Source organism: Vibrio furnissii CIP 102972, assembly GCF_000176175.1.
Lineage (GTDB): Bacteria > Pseudomonadota > Gammaproteobacteria > Enterobacterales > Vibrionaceae > Vibrio > Vibrio furnissii.
In genome coordinates this window covers 55492-72358 of record NZ_ACZP01000011.1, presented here as the reverse complement: position 1 = coordinate 72358, position 16867 = coordinate 55492, and the positions used below count along the sequence as shown (strand labels likewise).

General features: G+C 51.9%; 15 protein-coding genes. 6 read left to right on the top strand and 9 right to left on the bottom strand.

What is annotated here, in order from left to right; translation table 11 throughout:
- Positions 1-30: 30 nt before the first annotated feature.
- Positions 31-147, bottom strand: a complete 117-nt coding sequence (gene lptM / locus VFA_RS24275) for an LPS translocon maturation chaperone LptM (protein ID WP_004724359.1) — start codon at positions 145-147, stop codon at positions 31-33.
- Between the two features lie 75 nt (positions 148-222).
- Here lptM and cyaY point away from each other — a divergent pair, with 75 nt between their 5' ends.
- The gene (gene cyaY, locus VFA_RS02310) at positions 223-537 is read left to right on the top strand and encodes an iron donor protein CyaY (RefSeq protein WP_004724357.1); all 315 of its coding nucleotides are present in this window, start codon (positions 223-225) and stop codon (positions 535-537) included.
- Between the two features lie 64 nt (positions 538-601).
- Here the strand turns inward: cyaY and VFA_RS02305 are convergent, their stop codons facing one another.
- On the bottom strand, positions 602-3130 hold the full coding sequence (locus VFA_RS02305) for a class I adenylate cyclase (RefSeq protein ID WP_038150722.1): 2529 nt from the start codon (positions 3128-3130) through the stop codon (positions 602-604).
- Positions 3131-3481: 351 nt separating this feature from the next.
- On the opposite strand from VFA_RS02305, the gene hemC reads away from it, so the two are divergent.
- Genes hemC through VFA_RS02285 form a run of 4 tightly spaced genes read left to right on the top strand, consistent with a single transcriptional unit; the run spans position 3482 to position 7588 of the window.
- On the top strand, positions 3482-4420 hold the full coding sequence (gene hemC, locus VFA_RS02300) for a hydroxymethylbilane synthase (protein ID WP_004724353.1): 939 nt from the start codon (positions 3482-3484) through the stop codon (positions 4418-4420).
- Positions 4421-4423: 3 nt separating this feature from the next.
- Entirely contained in the window at positions 4424-5152 is a 729-nt protein-coding gene (locus VFA_RS02295) for a uroporphyrinogen-III synthase (protein WP_004724350.1), read from the top strand.
- Between the two features lie 16 nt (positions 5153-5168).
- Positions 5169-6407 (top strand): uroporphyrinogen-III C-methyltransferase, encoded by a 1239-nt coding sequence (locus tag VFA_RS02290; protein ID WP_004724348.1) that lies wholly within the window; start codon positions 5169-5171, stop codon positions 6405-6407.
- Positions 6407-7588 carry a heme biosynthesis protein HemY gene (locus VFA_RS02285; RefSeq protein WP_004724346.1) on the top strand — a complete coding sequence of 394 codons (1182 nt, stop codon included), beginning with the start codon at positions 6407-6409 and terminating at the stop codon, positions 7586-7588. The genes VFA_RS02290 and VFA_RS02285 overlap by 1 nt, the downstream gene beginning before the upstream one ends.
- Before the next feature lie 67 nt (positions 7589-7655).
- Here the strand turns inward: VFA_RS02285 and hemN are convergent, their stop codons facing one another.
- From hemN to VFA_RS02255, 5 genes are all read right to left on the bottom strand, one after another.
- Positions 7656-9044, bottom strand: a complete 1389-nt coding sequence (hemN, locus tag VFA_RS02280; protein ID WP_004724344.1) for an oxygen-independent coproporphyrinogen III oxidase — start codon at positions 9042-9044, stop codon at positions 7656-7658.
- 139 nt (positions 9045-9183) lie between these two features.
- Positions 9184-9672: a DUF2489 domain-containing protein gene (locus VFA_RS02275; RefSeq protein ID WP_038150720.1), complete on the bottom strand. Its 489-nt coding sequence runs from the start codon at positions 9670-9672 to the stop codon at positions 9184-9186.
- A gap of 9 nt (positions 9673-9681) precedes the next feature.
- Positions 9682-10257, bottom strand: a complete 576-nt coding sequence (gene yihI, locus VFA_RS02270) for a Der GTPase-activating protein YihI (RefSeq protein WP_004724339.1) — start codon at positions 10255-10257, stop codon at positions 9682-9684.
- Complete coding sequence (locus tag VFA_RS02265) at positions 10257-10895, bottom strand: class I SAM-dependent methyltransferase (protein ID WP_004724337.1); 639 nt, start codon at positions 10893-10895, stop codon at positions 10257-10259. Before VFA_RS02265 ends, yihI begins: the two co-directional genes overlap by 1 nt.
- Before the next feature lie 692 nt (positions 10896-11587).
- A complete protein-coding gene (locus VFA_RS02255; RefSeq protein WP_004724335.1) occupies positions 11588-12205 on the bottom strand; it encodes a c-type cytochrome in 618 nt (205 codons plus the stop codon).
- Positions 12206-12351: 146 nt separating this feature from the next.
- Between VFA_RS02255 and yihA the strand changes: the two genes are divergently transcribed.
- Entirely contained in the window at positions 12352-13026 is a 675-nt protein-coding gene (gene yihA / locus VFA_RS02250) for a ribosome biogenesis GTP-binding protein YihA/YsxC (protein WP_004724333.1), read from the top strand.
- A 598-nt stretch (positions 13027-13624) separates the two neighbouring features.
- Here the strand turns inward: yihA and spfP are convergent.
- On the bottom strand, positions 13625-13672 hold the full coding sequence (spfP, locus tag VFA_RS24325) for a small protein SpfP (RefSeq protein ID WP_438356636.1): 48 nt from the start codon (positions 13670-13672) through the stop codon (positions 13625-13627).
- 193 nt (positions 13673-13865) lie between these two features.
- Positions 13866-16664 carry a DNA polymerase I gene (gene polA, locus VFA_RS02245; RefSeq protein ID WP_004724332.1) on the bottom strand — a complete coding sequence of 933 codons (2799 nt, stop codon included), beginning with the start codon at positions 16662-16664 and terminating at the stop codon, positions 13866-13868.
- Between the last annotated feature and the right edge of the window lie 203 nt (positions 16665-16867).

Genomic DNA, 16867 nt, shown 5'->3' with positions numbered 1-16867 from the left:
AATACTTTCCCTTAATATAATTGTTTGAATTTACTGATTTTGTTCACTCTGTTGAGCGTCATCAGGCATGTACAGCGGGCCTGTTTGACCGCAGCCTGCCAAAGTGAGAACGGACAACAAAAACAGTGCGGTGATGGACTTTTTCATTTTGCATATCGTGATTATTGAATCAATGCCCCCTATAATCGCACCACAATCAGGAAAAGCAATAGGATAGACAGGATGAACGAGACTGAATTTCATCAACTGGTCGACAGCCAGATGCAAATCATTGAAGAAGCCATTGATGATTCCGGCGCGGACATCGATTTCGAAACCTCCGGCAATGTGATGACGCTGGAATTTGATGATGGCAGCCAGATCATCATCAACCGCCAAGAGCCGATGAAAGAGATTTGGTTGGCATCGAAATCCGGCGGCTTCCACTTTCAATGGAAAGCGCAGCAGTGGATCTGCTCAAAAACCGGCATCGAGCTGTTTGAGATGGTGAAGCAAGAGTGTGAAAAACACGCAGGTGAACACATCGATTGGGCCTAATCGCCGCCGACAAAAAAGAGCACCTAAGGTGCTCTTTTTTTGAGGCAATGATCGCGGGTTTGTCTTACGCGTTTACCGCTTTGGATGGCTTGGAATAGACCGCGGAATCATTGCGGTAAGGCGCCACGTAACTGTCGCCCTCTTCCGGATGGATGATTTGATAGTACTGCGGCAAGTTGAAGTTAATCAGCTTCGACGCCAATTGGTTGTCATCACGCACCGACGTATAGAAGCTGTTGACGCTGGCAATCATCTCATCTTTTTCGCCGCTGAACTGGTGGTAGACTTCCACGCGGTTGGTTTCATCCAGCACGTAAATGTTGAAGCCTTTTTCGGTGTCTTCAAAGAAGAACTGCACCAACCCTTCACTGGCAAAGCCATCCACCACATCCGGCAGTTGATAATCCTGCTCGCGATCCAGCATCAACAGCGGTGAGCCTTTGAGTTTGTTGGTCGAAATACTGCGGTAGAAGTCGACCGAGTTTTCCAAACGCTGCACCGAGACCCCACGACGTTCAAAGAACAAACCGTACATTTGCGAGCCGATACGCAGCGCTTTAAAGCGGCGACGTTTCTCTTGTTCCACCGGTTTGAGGCGCAAATCAATGCACTCAGCCAGCAGTTGATACACCAAGTTACGCATCACACCACGCAGGTTTTTGCTGTAGCAGAACACGTCGACCGATTCCGGCGGCAGCGCGTCTTGGTGCATTTTGCCCAACACAGTTTTCAGCGCATCCAGCATCGCGGTTTCGCCTTCAAAGTGCAGCGTCCGCACTTCTTGCCACGAGTTGCGATAGACCAAATCAACACTGCCCACTAGGCAGCGCTGCTCCGCGCCGAAACTGAAGATATCGACATTCTTGACGTCGACTTTGAGTGATTTTCCACTCAGTTCGGTCGTCGGGTCGTTTTCAAAGTTGATGAACATCGCCAGTTGGCTGATTTCACACGGACTCGCCAGCGCCGACATGGTCGGACGACGTTTGTGCAGCGAGAAGGTGTTTCGCAGGTCACTCACCATTTGATAGAACTTGTCGATGTCGAGATGCGCTTCACGCACCACCGAATGCAGGCGCGTCGATTCGGTGATCAGGCCGTTGAAAAACGCCCACGCCACCAGTTTACTCAGGTATTCGTTGTGCTCGAGATACGGCTGACCCAAAATGCGATGCGCCACCAGCGGCTGCTTATACAGATACCAGCCCGCCTTGTTGGTGCGGCCCGGACACACTTCGATGAAGGTCAGGTCGGGTTCATGCAAGTCGGGAGAAATCTGCGGATTGAGCAGGGTGACTTTCCCCGGCAGCACTTCAAACGCCGCGTAGAGTTTACGCGCCAGAATCGAGATATCTTGTGGGCTGATCGCCGAGGTAATGTCGTTGCGACGCGCAAACTGAATCAGGTTACGGTAGCTGACCATCAACGCATCCAGCAGCGCATGGTGTACGCCTTTGACTTGCTCGACTTTCCAGTTACGGCGGTTGTCGAGTTCCTCAATCACGTCCGGCCCCCAGTGCCAGGTTTTGATCATGTCGTTCAGCGCTTCACGGCGCCAAGCCACCGATCCCACCCCCGGTTCACGAGAGAGTTTTTCATGGGTTTTGAGGTAGAAACAACGACGCACCAAATCAAGACGCGCATGATCGCCAATGCGTTCCAGATAACAGGTCACCTTGGCCAGCATCAGATAATAGGCGTCCATGCTGTAGAGATCAGGCTCATGCGCAAAGAAACGACGCTTGGTATCGATACTGAGCAGTTGTGTGTGCGGGTACTCCCACGAATACGCTTCCAGCAGCGTCGCTTTCAGCACTGACTTATAAGGCGAGTCGATACTCTTGTACAACTGCCATAAGTTGGCGCCGAAATACTCTTCGGCCGGAATCCGATTGAGACGACCAAAGTCGATCCACTCACTGCAGTCAATGTACGCATTGGCACATAACTGTTTCACGTATTCGTCGTAGCACTCTTCCATCTCCGGTGGCACGATTTGCCACAGCAGACGTTTGCCCGCCAAACGCACCGCCGAGCGATAAAACTCATCCAGCAGTAACAAATGCTGAGACGAACCACAGTTTTCCCCAGTCATTTCATCCGACTGATTATGGCGAAAACGCTGTTCATCCATGATGAAGAAGTTCGCTTCCACCCCTTGGCTTTTCGCCCAGTCGGTGATCAGCAGGCACTTATTCCCCAATGTTTCACGTGAATCACAATCCATATCGGCATCCACACATACCCAGATATCGAGATCGCTCGACGTGCTCTGACCAATCGAAGAGGTACTACCCATGGTGTACAAACCAAGAATGGCCGGACGCGGCGCAGTCTCCAATGCTTGACCGATCGCCAGCTCCGTGTCGTCGACCATCAGTTGCTGAATATCATTCAGTTCGAAATGGTGTACGCCATACGGCACATCGTCGGCAAAATAGCCGGGAATGAGGGGATGATTGTAATGAAACAGTGCGGGAATGAGATGAAAAACACGCTGACCTTGCAAATCCATAAGCGCCAGCGCTCGCTCTGTGCGTTGCCGGTTCAGCTTATCCAGTCTCTGTATTAAGGTCGTTGTGTAAGCCTGCAAGGTGGATTCCTTGGTTGAAACATAAATGCGCGTTTTGGTTGTGTTTTATGCGAATGCGTCAACAAAACGTGATCAATTTAACACTTTAATTCCTATTGGTAAAGCGATCTGCTCACCATGTCACACCAAAGTCGTAGTGCCACAAGGCTTGAATTCACGACCGTTCCTAGTGTCGACGCTAACGGTTGCTTTGTAATAATAGCGCAGTTTACAAACGAGAACCTAGTCACACAATTTTGCGCGATCGGTGTGAATTGTCTATCAAACCAGCATCCCAGTGATCTTGGAGTAAGACCTTCCCCAGCCTTAATGATAGGATGAAGCCATTATTGACTGTCTAACGGGATTATCATGACCTCTACCACCCCCATTCGAATTGCCACTCGTCAAAGTCCACTCGCTTTATGGCAAGCGCATTTTGTCAAAGACGCGCTGCAAGCGGCTCATCCGGGGCTCGAAGTGGAACTGGTCACCATGGTGACCCGAGGTGACGTGATTCTTGATACGCCGCTGGCCAAAGTGGGCGGCAAAGGTCTGTTCGTCAAAGAACTCGAAGTGGCGATGCTAGAAGGCCGCGCGGACTTGGCGGTGCACTCGATGAAAGACGTGCCGGTCGATTTTCCCGAAGGCCTTGGCTTGGTGACCATCTGTGAACGCGAAGACCCGCGTGATGCATTTGTCTCCAACACCTATGCATCACTGGATGAGCTGCCACACGGCGCCATCGTCGGCACTTGTAGCCTGCGTCGTCAATGCCAACTCAAAGAAGCGCGTCCGGATCTGGTGATCAAAGAGCTACGTGGCAACGTCGGAACCCGTTTGGGCAAACTGGATGCCGGTGAATATGATGCCATCATTCTCGCCGCTGCGGGGCTCAAACGCCTTCAACTAGAACAGCGCATTCGCAGCCTGATTGAACCCGAGCAGTCACTACCTGCTGTCGGCCAAGGCGCGGTAGGCATTGAGTGTCGTTTGGATGATGCGCGCCTGCGCGCGTTGCTGGCACCGCTGAGCGATGCCGACACCACCGATCGCGTGTTGTGTGAACGAGCCATGAACCTCACACTGGAAGGCGGTTGCCAAGTGCCGATTGGTAGCTATGCGCTGCTCGACGGCGATGATTTGTGGCTGCGTGCGCTGGTCGGTGAGCCGGACGGTTCCCACATTGTGCGTGGCGAAATCCGTGGCCCACGTCAGGATGCCGAACGTCTGGGGGTCGAGCTGGCCAATCAACTGCTGGCCGATGGCGCGCGCGACATTCTGACCAAGTTGTACGCCGAGCACGAGTAAGCCATGGCCGTCTTGGTGACGCGCCCCGAGGCGCAGGGACAAGCGTTGTGTCAGCAGTTGGCACAATGTGGGATTCATGCCCTCCACCACCCATTGATCACTCTGAAGGCAGGCGCTGACCTGCCTCAGTTGCTGCCCGCCCTGCACCAATGTGATCTGCTGATCGCCGTGAGTCAGCATGCCGTGACATTTACCCACCAGTTTTTGCAATCTGAGCGATCTTGCTGGCCAACTTCCGCCATTTACCTTGCCGTTGGTCAAAAAACTGCACACGTTTTAAGCAAACTTTCTGCACAACCAGTACACTACCCGGACATCAGCGACAGCGAACATTTATTGGCACTGCCAGCCCTGCACGCGGTGCAGGGAAAATCAGTCATCATTTTGCGTGGCAACGGCGGGCGCGAGCTGATTTTCGACACATTGGTCGCACGTGGCGCGCACGTCAGTTACCGCGAAGTGTACCAACGCGTGGATTTACCATTTGCCAGTGAGGCCTGCGTCGCCACATGGCAACAAGCGGGCGTGGATACGCTGGTGATCACCAGCAGCCACCAGCTGATGTTTTTTGTTTCACAACTGACCGCAACCAGCCTGAGCTGGGTGCTTGGTCTGAAATTACTGGTACCCAGTGATCGAATCGCCCACGATGCCAAAGCCTTGGGATTTCAAACCATCGTGACCACAGGAAGTGCGGCGAACCCAGATTTAGTGGCGGCTCTCCAGCCCTAACACAGGACTCTTAGCAATGACAAGCAATAAAAATAATCCTCAGCAGGAACCTGAACAACAATCAAAAACTGCCCTCGCTGCCGAGACAACCTCCCCCGATGCCAAAGCCAAAGCGGCGTCCACCGACAAAGCCGCTGCCGGGCAAAGCAGCACGGCAACATCGGCCAAACCACAGCGCCCCGCCGAGCCAGCACCGGTATTTGAAGAGAAACAGGGCAAACGAGGCGTCAAGCTTGGCACCATCGCGATCGTTCTGGCGGTGCTGTTTGGCGGCGGTTTAACGCTGCATAGCCAGCAGCAACAAGCGGACTACCAAGCGCAGATTCAAGCCCTGCGCGCCGAGCTTGAGCAAACGCGCAGCAACATCAACGCCCAGCTCGATGCCACCAAACAAGACGCTGTCGACAAAGCCACTGAACTGACTCATCGCGCAGAAGTGGTACTGACGCAGCAACAAAAGAGCATTGAAAGCCTGCAACTGGCCGTGGCAGATATCAAAGGTCGTCGTCCCAACGACTGGCTATTGGCCGAAGCGGATTACTTGGTCAAACTGGCAGGACGTAAACTCTTTCTCGAACACGATGTCGACAGCGCGACGCTGTTGATGGAGAGCGCGGACCAACGCATCGCCGCCTTGAACGATCCGAGCCTGACACCGCTGCGCAAAGCAATGGCCAACGACATCACGACACTGAAAGCAATTCCACGACTGGATCGCGATGGCTTGGTGCTGCGCCTGACCAGCCTGCAACAGCAAGTCGATACCCTGCCGCTGGCGAACGCCATTTTGCCGGACGCGCCGCAGGAAACCGAACAAGCGGTTTCAGAAAATATCAACAACTGGCAACAGAACCTGATGACGTCGCTGAAAGATTTCGCCAACAACTTCATCACGTTCCGCACGCGCGATGGCAACGTGGTGCCGCTGCTGTCACCGCAGCAGCATTTCTATCTCAAAGAAAACCTCAAAGCCAAGCTGGAAACCGCGATTAAGTCGGTGTACACCGAGCAGCAGGAAATCTATACCGTGTCACTCACCACCGCCGATCAGTGGTCGAAATCGTTCTTCAATCAAAGTGACAACCGCGTGAAAGCCTTCAATCAGACGCTGGAACAACTGGCGAAACAGCAGGTGCAGGTTGAGTATCCGGTCAAACTGGGCACGCAAAAGCAACTGGCGGATGTGATCACCGATCGTCTGCGCCGCTCGGTCAGCTCGATGACAGTCAGCTCGATGACAACGGAGGCTAACTGATGGTTCGTGTCCTATTTCTATTTGTCGTTTTGGGGCTCGGCTTGTTTGCCGGCACCCAATATGCGGGTCAGCAAGGCTACGTGCTGATCTCAGTCGCCAGTCATACCATTGAAATGAGTGTCACCACGTTGGTGATCTTCATCATCGGCGCGCTGGCTGGCTTATTCGCACTGGAATATCTGCTGAAAAAACTGATGTACGCCAGCTCCAATACTTGGAACTGGTTCAGTGTACGCAAACTGCGCCGCTCGCGTCGTTACACCAACGAAGCGATCATCAAATTGCTCGAGGGGGACTGGAAACAGGCGGAGAAGAAAGTCACGCGCTGGGCCAATCATCATGACATGCCGCTGCTGTGTTATCTGGTGGCCTCAGAAGCCGCCAACGGCATGGGCGATCGCGCCAAACGCGACCGCTATTTGGCGCTGGCTGCGCAGCAAGAAAACGCCACATTGGCGGTGGAACTGACGCGCGCCAAACAGCAACTGAGCGATGGCGAGTTGCAAGCGGCATTGAGCACGCTGAGCGCGCTGCAAGCCGATCACCCCAACAATACCATTGTGCTCAACCTGCTCAAGCAAACTTACACCCAACTGAAACAGTGGCAGCCGCTGCTCGATCTGCTGCCTAAATTGGTCAAAGCCAAACGCATGACGCAGGATGAAGCCGATCAACTGGCCTTGGTTGCTCACCAAGGGGTGATGGACACCATCGCCAGTCAGAAAGGCAGCGAAGGATTGATTGCCCACTGGAACAGCCTGCCGCGTAAACTCAAAGCGGAATCACAACTCGAACTGAACCTGATCCGCCAACTGATTGTGCGCAAGGCCGATTACGAAGCGTTCACGCTGATCAAAGAGAGTTTGAAAAAACGCCCATCGCCAGCGCTTTACGCCTTATTGCCAGAGCTCAACATCAGCGATCGCCATCCAGCGATTGTCCTGTTGAAAGATGCGCTCAACCGCGATGGCAACAATGCCGAGGCGCACAGCGCATTGGGTCAGCTCTATCTGCGTGAGCAGCAATGGGCCGATGCGCAGCAGCATCTGGAAAAAGCCTTGTCCTTGCGCTCAAGCGTGTCCGATTACGCTTACTTGGCCGACGCGTTAGAAAAGCAGCACCTGACCAAAGCCGCTCACGACGTGACGCGCAAAGCCTTATCGCTGCTCGAATCCGCGTAAATTCAAACGCGCAGCGGACAACAAAAAAGCCAGCAGAAATGCTGGCTTTTTTCATCGGAAGTCGCGCTTAAATCACGCGAGAGAACTGCTGCTGACGCGCGCGATCGCGCAGGTATTTGTCAAAGCACATACAGATGTTGCGGATCAGCAAGCGGCCACGCAACGTGACGCGAATGTGATGCTCATCGACCGTCACCAGTTCATCGTCGACAAACGTTTGTAGCAACGCCAAATCTTGGCGGAAGTAATCATTAAAGCGCACGCGGAACTGGCGCTCAATCGCTCGCTTATCAAGTTGGAAATTGCAAATCAGCTGTTTAATCACTTCGCGGCGCAGCAAGTCATCGCTATCCAGCGACACCCCTTTCCACAACGCGTGACGCATTTCGTTGACCTGAGCGTAGTACTTTTTCAGCTCTTTTTGGTTCTGCGCGTAGGCATCGCCAATCATCGAAATCGCCGACACACCAAAACCAACTAAATCACACTCGCCTTGCGTGGTGTAGCCTTGGAAGTTGCGATGCAGCACGCCATTGCGTTGCGCCACCGCCAGTTCATCATCCGGTAAGGCAAAGTGATCCATACCGATAAACTGATAACCGGCATCCGTCAGCGTGTTGATGGTGTATTGCAGAATCGCCATTTTCTCTTCTGGCGCCGGCAGGTCTTCGTCTTTGATTTTACGTTGTGCGGCAAACAGCTGCGGCATGTGCGCGTAGTTAAACACCGACAGACGCCCCGGTTTCATCGCCAGCACCTGTGCCAGCGTTTGACTGAAGGTTTCCAGCGTTTGTTTTGGCAGGCCGTAAATCAGGTCAAGGTTGGTGGAGCGGAACCCCAAGGCTTTTCCGCGCGCGACCAAATCGATAATAAACTGCTCGTCTTGCTCGCGGTTCACCAGCTTCTGCACTTCTTTATCGAAATCCTGCACGCCGATGCTCAGGCGGTTAAAACCTTCGCTACGCAGGTGATCCAGCACGTCGAGCTGAATCTCACGCGGGTCAACTTCGATACTGATTTCGGCATCCGCGTCGAACTGAAACTCTTCACGCAGCAGCGTCATCAGACGGCTGATCTGCTTGTTGGTCAGAAAGGTCGGTGTGCCGCCGCCAAAATGCAGTTGCGTGACATGACGTCCCACCAGCAGCGATGCGCGCTGACGGATTTCATGCTCCAGAATATCCAAGTATTCGTCGGCTTTGTGCGAATGACGGGTGATGACTTTGTTGCAGCCACAGTAGTAGCACAGCTTGTGACAGAACGGAATGTGAATGTAGAGCGATAACGGTCGCTCAGGGTACTGAGTACACGCCATATCGTAGTCCGCAATGGTGAACGCTTCATGAAACTCCACAGCGGTCGGATAGGAAGTGTAACGCGGCCCCGAGTAGTTGTACTTGTCTAAAATGGCTTGATCCCAAACGATCTGCTGACTGGGTACGACGTGCGACGACATAGTAACTCTTTCCGTTTTCAATCTTTTGACGGGCTATTTTGCCACACGACGTTGACACGTCGGGTGGCAAAAATAGGATTTGCGAACAAAATGTTCGAAACTGCTAGCGTGATCACTCACTCAAAAGAGGGAGTATCACTTATACCATTTGGATGGCAATTTGGTTGTTCAGTGGCTGAACACGTTTTTGCAGCGCTTTTAACTCTTCGACGATGGCGTCGTTGAGGCGGGATTCTGCTTTCAGGCGAATCAGGTTGTGTTGCATACGCTCCTTCTTCACCATCTGCTGGCGGGCGTCACCACGCGGCATGTCTTTGACAATGTGGTACAACTCGGCGGTTGCCGGGTAGTCACGATCAAAATCCACGCGGTCTTCGCCCTGAACGTAATCCATGATGCAGTAGACGCGGATGCTGATTTCCGACAAATCACACTGCCCTTGAATCCCGGCCAAGCACAGAATGTTGACGTTTTCGAAAATGTTCGCATTGCGTTTTTCGATCGCCAACGCCTGGTGCTGCTGCTGCAGCTCCTTTTGCTTTTTCAGTTGCAACAAAAGGTAACCCGCGTAGGCCGCTAAGCCCAGAATAATCACAGCTCCAGCTATCGCTAATAGGGTTACATTCATTGTGGCACCTTATCCTTTGTAATCGTTCAGATCGAGATTTTCAAACTGAGACAACAGATCGTCATCGGTTTTTGCCTTCGCTTTCGTTGCTTTGGCTTGTGGCTGTGGCGCGATGGCTTCCGCTTCTTCGGCTTCTTCCATCTCTTCTGCGTCTTCAAACAGACCCAGTTGATTCATCAGCACTTCAATGCGATCCAGTTTCTCATCCACATATTTTTGCAGACCAGCACCCAGTTTTTCACCGTTGTCGATGCGATCCAACAACACGTTCAATTGCGCGTCATTTTCCAGCATCGCCAGCTCTTTTTCAGCAGAGAGACGACGCTCTTGCTTGTTGAGTTTCTTCGGCGCATCCACGATCAATGGAATGGGCTTTTTGCTGCCAAGGCGCGGGTCACGTTGCTGCGCACCGTTGCGTACCACCGCTTCCGCACCTTCTGAATGACGGCTACCCGTTTTCAGGCCTTTATGTTTTTTCGCTTTTTTACGCAGGCGTCCTTCCAGCTCACCAGAAGTACGGTTGTGTTTGCGTGCAAAAACCAGATCACCATTGATGCCGGTTTTGGATTTCTTTTGTCGAGACATTACTGGGGCTTCCTCAGTAAAATTACATCATTGCCTATAAATTCAAGTTCGAGCTGATCCCGCTCTGCCAGATATTCAAACGTGTGGCGACTGAAAAAGATCACGTGAGTGAGATCGTTTTTGTAGTGCCATGTCGCAAATGCGTCCACGTCTTTGACCATTTTGGTCATCAGACCAATCCAGCCACCCGGCTTAACTAAATTTAACCATTGCTGCCACACTCGATGTGGATCGTGCAGATGCTCAATCACTTCCGTGGCAGTCATAAAATCGTAAGTGGTTGTCAGCGCTTGGGCATTAGGATGATAGAAAATATCATACAACGCCACCTGATGGCCGGCTTCTTCCAGCATCAGCGACAACGTCGGGCCCGGGCCACAACCAAAATCTAACCCTTGTGAATGCGGTGCGATTCTTTCAAGCATAGGCGTACACACACGAGATAAAAAGCGGCGATAGCCGGCATCATTGGGGTCATTCTCGTGTAGGTCGTAAAACGCTTTTTCGCGTTGCGCATTCAGTCGATGTTCAGGATTAACGAACACCAGTTGGCAAGGCTGACATTGCAGATAAGCACGATGCGCGTCTTCATAGTACGCGTGCGTATCGTCACTGTGACATAAAGGGCAAGTGTGCATTCTGACATCCTTCCAACGGGGGATGCGAAACATACCAGAAACTGGCTGGAGAGTGGAGCGTGATCGTACAAAATCTCAGCAATTTTGCAAAAAAAGCTCCTAAAGATAAAAAAAGCGATAGGTTGCCCTATCGCTTTCTAAGTGGTCACAGAACGTGACAAAACTGGGTTGCGTTCAATCAACGCACCAAGAGTCCCTTTGTTTTTCGAGCTTTCCTTGCCAAAAGTGTGGTTTGACATCGTCCTGATGAGTTTTGGCTGTCCGTTGTTACGTCCTGTAGCTGGGCGACTCCGTCGCCTGAATCCGTGTCACTGTCTTCACCTTGAGACCAGTTGACCATCCCTATCCCGATTCCCATCCTGGAAACCGTTATCCCTGTCCTGTTGCCAGATTCCTTCCGGCTCCTTGGAGACCTACCTAGTCTGAATTCCTCGTCAGTCTCATGCCGACATGAACAACTTTACGCCAACCACGGCAACGCACAACGGACCAAACGCACATTTTTGCGCCTTTTTGAACACAATAAAATCAAGTTATTTATTTTCAGTAGCTTACAAAGCTATCCTCGGCATCATGATGCGCAACTATGGCGAATGTCTTACACAAAACAGGGCAATCTGACGCAGAAATAGAAACAGCCCCGACACGCGGGGCTGTTTCTTACCACTTATGCTCGAACACGTGTAGGGCTATTAGTACAGGCCGCCAACGTATTTAGACAGAATTTCGATATCAGCATCGGTCAATTTCTTCGCTACATCACGCATCATCGCGTTCATGTCGTTGCCGCGGTTTTCGTCACGGAATTTCTGTAGCTGCGCTTTGATGTAGTCCGCATGCTGACCGGAGATTTTCGGGAACCCAGACAGTTCGGTACCGTTACCACGCGGGCCGTGACACGCCGTACACGCCGTCAGACCACGCGCCGCATCACCAGCGTTGTACAGAACTTTCCCTTTCGCTACCACGTCTTCCGGTGTAGAGTTCGGCGAAATCGGCAGTGAAGCGAAGTACGCCGCCACATCGGCCATGTCTTCTTCACTGAGTGGCATCGCCATGGCACTCATGACCGGATCGTAACGGCCTTGTTTGCCACCGCTCGACATGCCAAGCTTGAGATCTTTCAGCTGCTTCTCAATATACTTAGCGTGCTGACCAGCCAGCTTCGGGTAAGTTGTAATTTGACTGTTGCCATCCGCACCATGGCAGGCAACACACGTTTGGGATTTTGCTTTACCAGCTTCAATGCTGCCTTGGGCCCATACAGAGCAGCTGGCTAAAAGACTTAAGATTAGCGCTAATTTCTTCATGACATTCCATTTATAATTATCAAGCTTCCAGTACCACGGGGTACCACTCATGGTACAATAAGCGACCTTATGCCGAGCACGGTTATTTTACACAATTTCACAAAAAAGTAATCAATCGACTACACAAAGTCGAGATGGAGTTAACAGTGAGCGTAAAAATTCATTATCAAAACACGCATTTCATCACCAGTGCGCCAGACATTCGCCATCTTCCCACTGATGAAGGTATCGAAATCGCGTTTGCAGGACGCTCAAATGCTGGAAAGTCGAGTTCTCTCAATCGGTTAACAAACCAGAAGAACTTGGCCAAGACCAGTAAAACTCCTGGCCGTACTCAGCTCATCAACCTATTTAAGGTGACTGAAGGCTGCCACATTGTCGATCTACCGGGGTACGGTTTCGCCCAGGTACCGCTGGAAATGAAAAAGAAGTGGCAAAAGTCACTGGGTGAATACCTGCAAAAACGGACCTGCCTGAAAGGCTTGGTGGTGTTGATGGATATTCGTCACCCGATGAAAGATCTCGACCAACAATTGGTCGTGTGGGCCGTGGAATGTGGCATTCCCGTTCAAGTGCTGCTGACCAAAGCCGACAAACTCAAAAGCGGCGCTCGTAAAGCGCAAGTGTTAAAAGTTCGTGAAGCGGCACTTGCATTTGGCGGCGATGTACAGGTGGACGCATTCTCGTCTCACAATGGCATTGGCGTTGATGTACTGCGCAACAAACTCGACAGCTGGTTTGCGCCGATGGTGGCACAGTTGGCCGCAGAAGCTGACATTGAACACACCCCAGAAGAGCACAGCGGCGAGCAAGACGCTTAATCCGCTTCGCGCTCACATCAGCCTCGCCTTTCGGCGGGGCTTTTTATTACGTTCTAAATCGATGACTTGTAAAATCGCTGGCTTGCCAACCTAACGCATGGATGACTGGCGTAAAAGCCGAGCACTCTGCCACGGCGATGGGCAGCTACCATGCGGCTGATATGACTCGATTGACTGACGTGAGAAACAAGACGTGAGAAACAAAAAGCCCCACCATCCTGGTGGGGCAACGGGAGAGAAATAGGAGGTAATTATTGTTATGTGGTTAGGATTCCTGAATCCCGATCAGATTACAAGTTGCGCCGATCACGATTTTTGTCCCGCCGCTTTTGCGCATAACTTCACATCTTACTTAATTATTTCAATACATTAGAGAAATACGCACGCATTAATCCGCTTAGTTTTTAATTAGAATTAACTAAAATTGTGATTGGAGATTAGTTACAGAAATGAAGCTTGCTGTCATTGAGGTGACGTCGAGGATAGACGACAACGATGAGCGAAATTGCGGTCAAAAAGCCCAGAAACAGGGCGAAGGAAATGTGGAATGCGGCCCAATAAAAAACGCCCCAGTCAAATGGTGACTGGGGCGGCTGAATCAGCCTAATCCAATAACGTGAAACAAAAGGTCTGAAAGATAGAACATCTTACCTCTGTACCCTACGGAAGTTAATGTACAACAATTGGTCACAAATGAAAACCATTTTTGTAGTTTATTTTCATTAAATTTTTATTAAGCAACACAAATATATGAATGTTGTTTACTTTTTTATTGGTAAAAAAAAGCCAACGACTGTGCGCTGGCTCATATATTTAGCGTAATTTAGGCGATTTTAGGCTTAATGAGCCTCATCCCAGTTGTCACCATGGCCGGCTTCGGCCACCAGCGGCACCTTCAGCGCTGCTGCAGATTCCATCAATTTCTGTACTTTACTTTCAATTTCGGACAAAGCTGACTCTTCGACTTCAAACACCAGTTCATCGTGTACCTGCATCAGCAGTTTCACGCGACCCGCACCTTCCGCTTCGATCCACGCATCCACCAGCAACATCGCTTTCTTAATGATGTCGGCCGCAGTGCCCTGCATCGGCGCGTTGATCGCCGCACGTTCCGCCGCTTTCCGACGCATGCCGTTACGCGAGGTGATTTCTGGCAGATGGAGACGACGACCAAACAAGGTTTCCACGTAGCCCTGCTCTGCAGCGGTACTGCGTGTGTCTTCCATGTATTGCATCACGCCAGGGTAACGCTCAAAGTAAGTGTCCATGTATGCTTGCGCTTCACCGCGCGGAATGCCGAGTTGTTTCGCCAAGCCAAACGCACTCATGCCGTAAATCAAACCAAAGTTGACCGCTTTCGCGCGGCGGCGCTGCTCGCTGGTCACCTGATCGATGCTGATACCCAGAATTTCAGCCGCGGTGGCGGCGTGGATATCTTTACCTTGTTGGAAAGCTTCCAGCAGCGCTTTATCGCCAGACAAATGCGCCATGATGCGCAGTTCGATTTGCGAGTAGTCGACCGCCATGATTTTCCAGCCATGTGGCGCAACGAACGCCTGACGAATGCGACGGCCTTCTTCATTACGAATCGGAATGTTCTGCAAGTTCGGATCGGTCGAAGAGAGACGCCCGGTGGCCGTCACCGCCTGATGATATGACGTGTGTACGCGACCCGTGGTCGGGTTGATCATCTTCGGCAGTTTATCGGTGTAGGTCGATTTAAGCTTCGCCAGACCGCGGTATTCGAGAATGACTGCAGGCAATGGATAATCCAGCGCCAGCTCTTGCAGCACTTCTTCGTTGGTTGATGGCGTACCCGATGGTGTTTTCTTGATCACCGGCAGTTTCATCTGATCAAAGAAGATGGTTTGCAGCTGTTTGGGCGAGCTGAGGTTAAATTCTTGGCCCGCGATATCGAACGCTTTCTTTTCCAGCTCATCCAGACGCTGCGCAATCTCTTGCGATTGCGCGCCCAGCAGCATGTCATTGATCAGCACGCCGGTGCGTTCAATGCGTGACAGAACGGGCACCAGCGGCATCTCGATGTCGCGGTACACACTCAGCAGTTTGTCGTCTTGTTCCAGCAGCGGCAGCAAACGATGATGCAAACGTAGCGTGACGTCGGCATCTTCTGCGGCGTAAGGCGCCGCTTGTTCAAGGTCAATCTGGTTAAAGGTGAGTTGGTTCTTGCCTTTGCCCGCCACCTGTTCAAACGAAATGCAGCTGTGTTGCATGAAACGCAGCGCTAGGCTGTCCATGTCATGCTTGCCGCCCACGCTGTTGTACACATACGATGCGAGCATGGTGTCGTGCGCGATGCCCTGCATGTTGATGTCGTAGCGCGCCAGAATGCTGGCATCGTACTTGAGGTTTTGACCCACTTTGGCTTGCTGCGCGTCTTCTAAAATCGGTTTCAGTTGCGCCAGCACCCAATCGCGATCGAGTTGTTGTGGCGCGTCCAGATAATCGTGTGCCACTGGCACGTAGGCAGCCTCTCCTTCCGCAACGGCGAAAGAAACGCCCACCAGATTCGCCACCATGTAATCCAGGCTGTCGGTTTCGGTATCAAACGCAAACACCTCGGCGCTGCGCAGTTTGTCGAGCCAACGGTTGAATGCCGCTTCATCCACAATGGTTTCATATTGGCTGCGATCGATTTTCACCGCCGCCGAGTCAGCCATCGGTGCCGCTTGCGGCGCGCCACTGACGGCAACGCTAGCAGCACTTTTCTCTGCCGCTTCGACCACACCGGTGCCGCCTTCAAGCAGCTCGTTCAACCAAGATTTAAACGACAATTGGCCATAAAGTTCAATCAGTGCATCACGATCCGGCGTGGCTTTGAGCAGCGTTTCCGGCGTGCAATCCAGCGCAACATCGAGTTTGATGGTCGCCAATTCGTAAGACAGCTCGGCGTTGGCGCGGTTGTCTTCCAGCTTCTTGGCCATGGTTTTAGACCCACGGAATCCCAGGTCGGCAATTTTATCCAGATTGTCATACAGCGCCGTCAAGCCACCGATCCCCTGCAACAAAGCTGTGGCGGTTTTGTCGCCCACGCCCGGCACACCCGGAATGTTATCGACTTTATCGCCCATCAGCGCGAGGTAATCGATGATCAGCTCCGGCGGAATACCGAATTTTTCAATCACGCCGTCGCGATCCATCACCACATTGGTCATGGTGTTGATCAAGGTCACGTTGTCGTCAACCAACTGCGCCATGTCCTTGTCGCCGGTACTGATCAGCACCGGAATACCCGCTTGAGACGCTTGATGCGCCAGTGTCCCGATCACGTCGTCCGCTTCGACCCCTTCAATCGACAGCAATGGCAGCCCCATGGCACGAATCACGTTATGGAGCGGTTCGATCTGACAACGCAGATCATCCGGCATCGGCGGACGCTGCGCCTTGTATTCCGGATACAGTTCATCGCGAAAGGTTTTGCCTTTGGCATCAAAGACGACCGCCATTCGATCACTGGCAAATTGACGCATCATGGCGCGAACCATGTTGATCACGCCATACACAGCGTTAGTCGGGATCTCACCGTTGCTCATGGTGCCCGGGTAGGCATGAAATGCACGGTATAAATAAGAAGAGCCGTCGATCAGAATTAACGGGTTATCAGGGATGCGAGCCATAGTTTTGCTATCCAACAAGAAACAATGGCGCTAAGGATGCCATGACTGCTGATTGGTTTCCATGCTCACGACCGCATGCGGCGGTACTCACAGCGGTGAATAATTCAACGCCCAGCCTCACCATCTGTGGATAACTCTGTTTATAGAATTTATCCACCGGTTATTAAAGCGCGAATAAAGTCGTGTTTTGTGTTTTTAATTAT

Coding starts and splice junctions, on each gene's coding strand:
- VFA_RS02265 (WP_004724337.1), bottom strand. CDS start 10,895: ATGCACACTTGCCCTTTATGTCACAGTGACGATACGCACGCGTACTAT.
- VFA_RS02295 (WP_004724350.1), top strand. CDS start 4,424: ATGGCCGTCTTGGTGACGCGCCCCGAGGCGCAGGGACAAGCGTTGTGT.
- yihI (WP_004724339.1), bottom strand. CDS start 10,257: ATGTCTCGACAAAAGAAATCCAAAACCGGCATCAATGGTGATCTGGTT.
- polA (WP_004724332.1), bottom strand. CDS start 16,664: ATGGCTCGCATCCCTGATAACCCGTTAATTCTGATCGACGGCTCTTCT.
- VFA_RS02255 (WP_004724335.1), bottom strand. CDS start 12,205: ATGAAGAAATTAGCGCTAATCTTAAGTCTTTTAGCCAGCTGCTCTGTA.
- lptM (WP_004724359.1), bottom strand. CDS start 147: ATGAAAAAGTCCATCACCGCACTGTTTTTGTTGTCCGTTCTCACTTTG.
- hemN (WP_004724344.1), bottom strand. CDS start 9,044: ATGTCGTCGCACGTCGTACCCAGTCAGCAGATCGTTTGGGATCAAGCC.
- hemC (WP_004724353.1), top strand. CDS start 3,482: ATGACCTCTACCACCCCCATTCGAATTGCCACTCGTCAAAGTCCACTC.
- cyaY (WP_004724357.1), top strand. CDS start 223: ATGAACGAGACTGAATTTCATCAACTGGTCGACAGCCAGATGCAAATC.
- VFA_RS02285 (WP_004724346.1), top strand. CDS start 6,407: ATGGTTCGTGTCCTATTTCTATTTGTCGTTTTGGGGCTCGGCTTGTTT.
- VFA_RS02290 (WP_004724348.1), top strand. CDS start 5,169: ATGACAAGCAATAAAAATAATCCTCAGCAGGAACCTGAACAACAATCA.
- VFA_RS02275 (WP_038150720.1), bottom strand. CDS start 9,672: ATGAATGTAACCCTATTAGCGATAGCTGGAGCTGTGATTATTCTGGGC.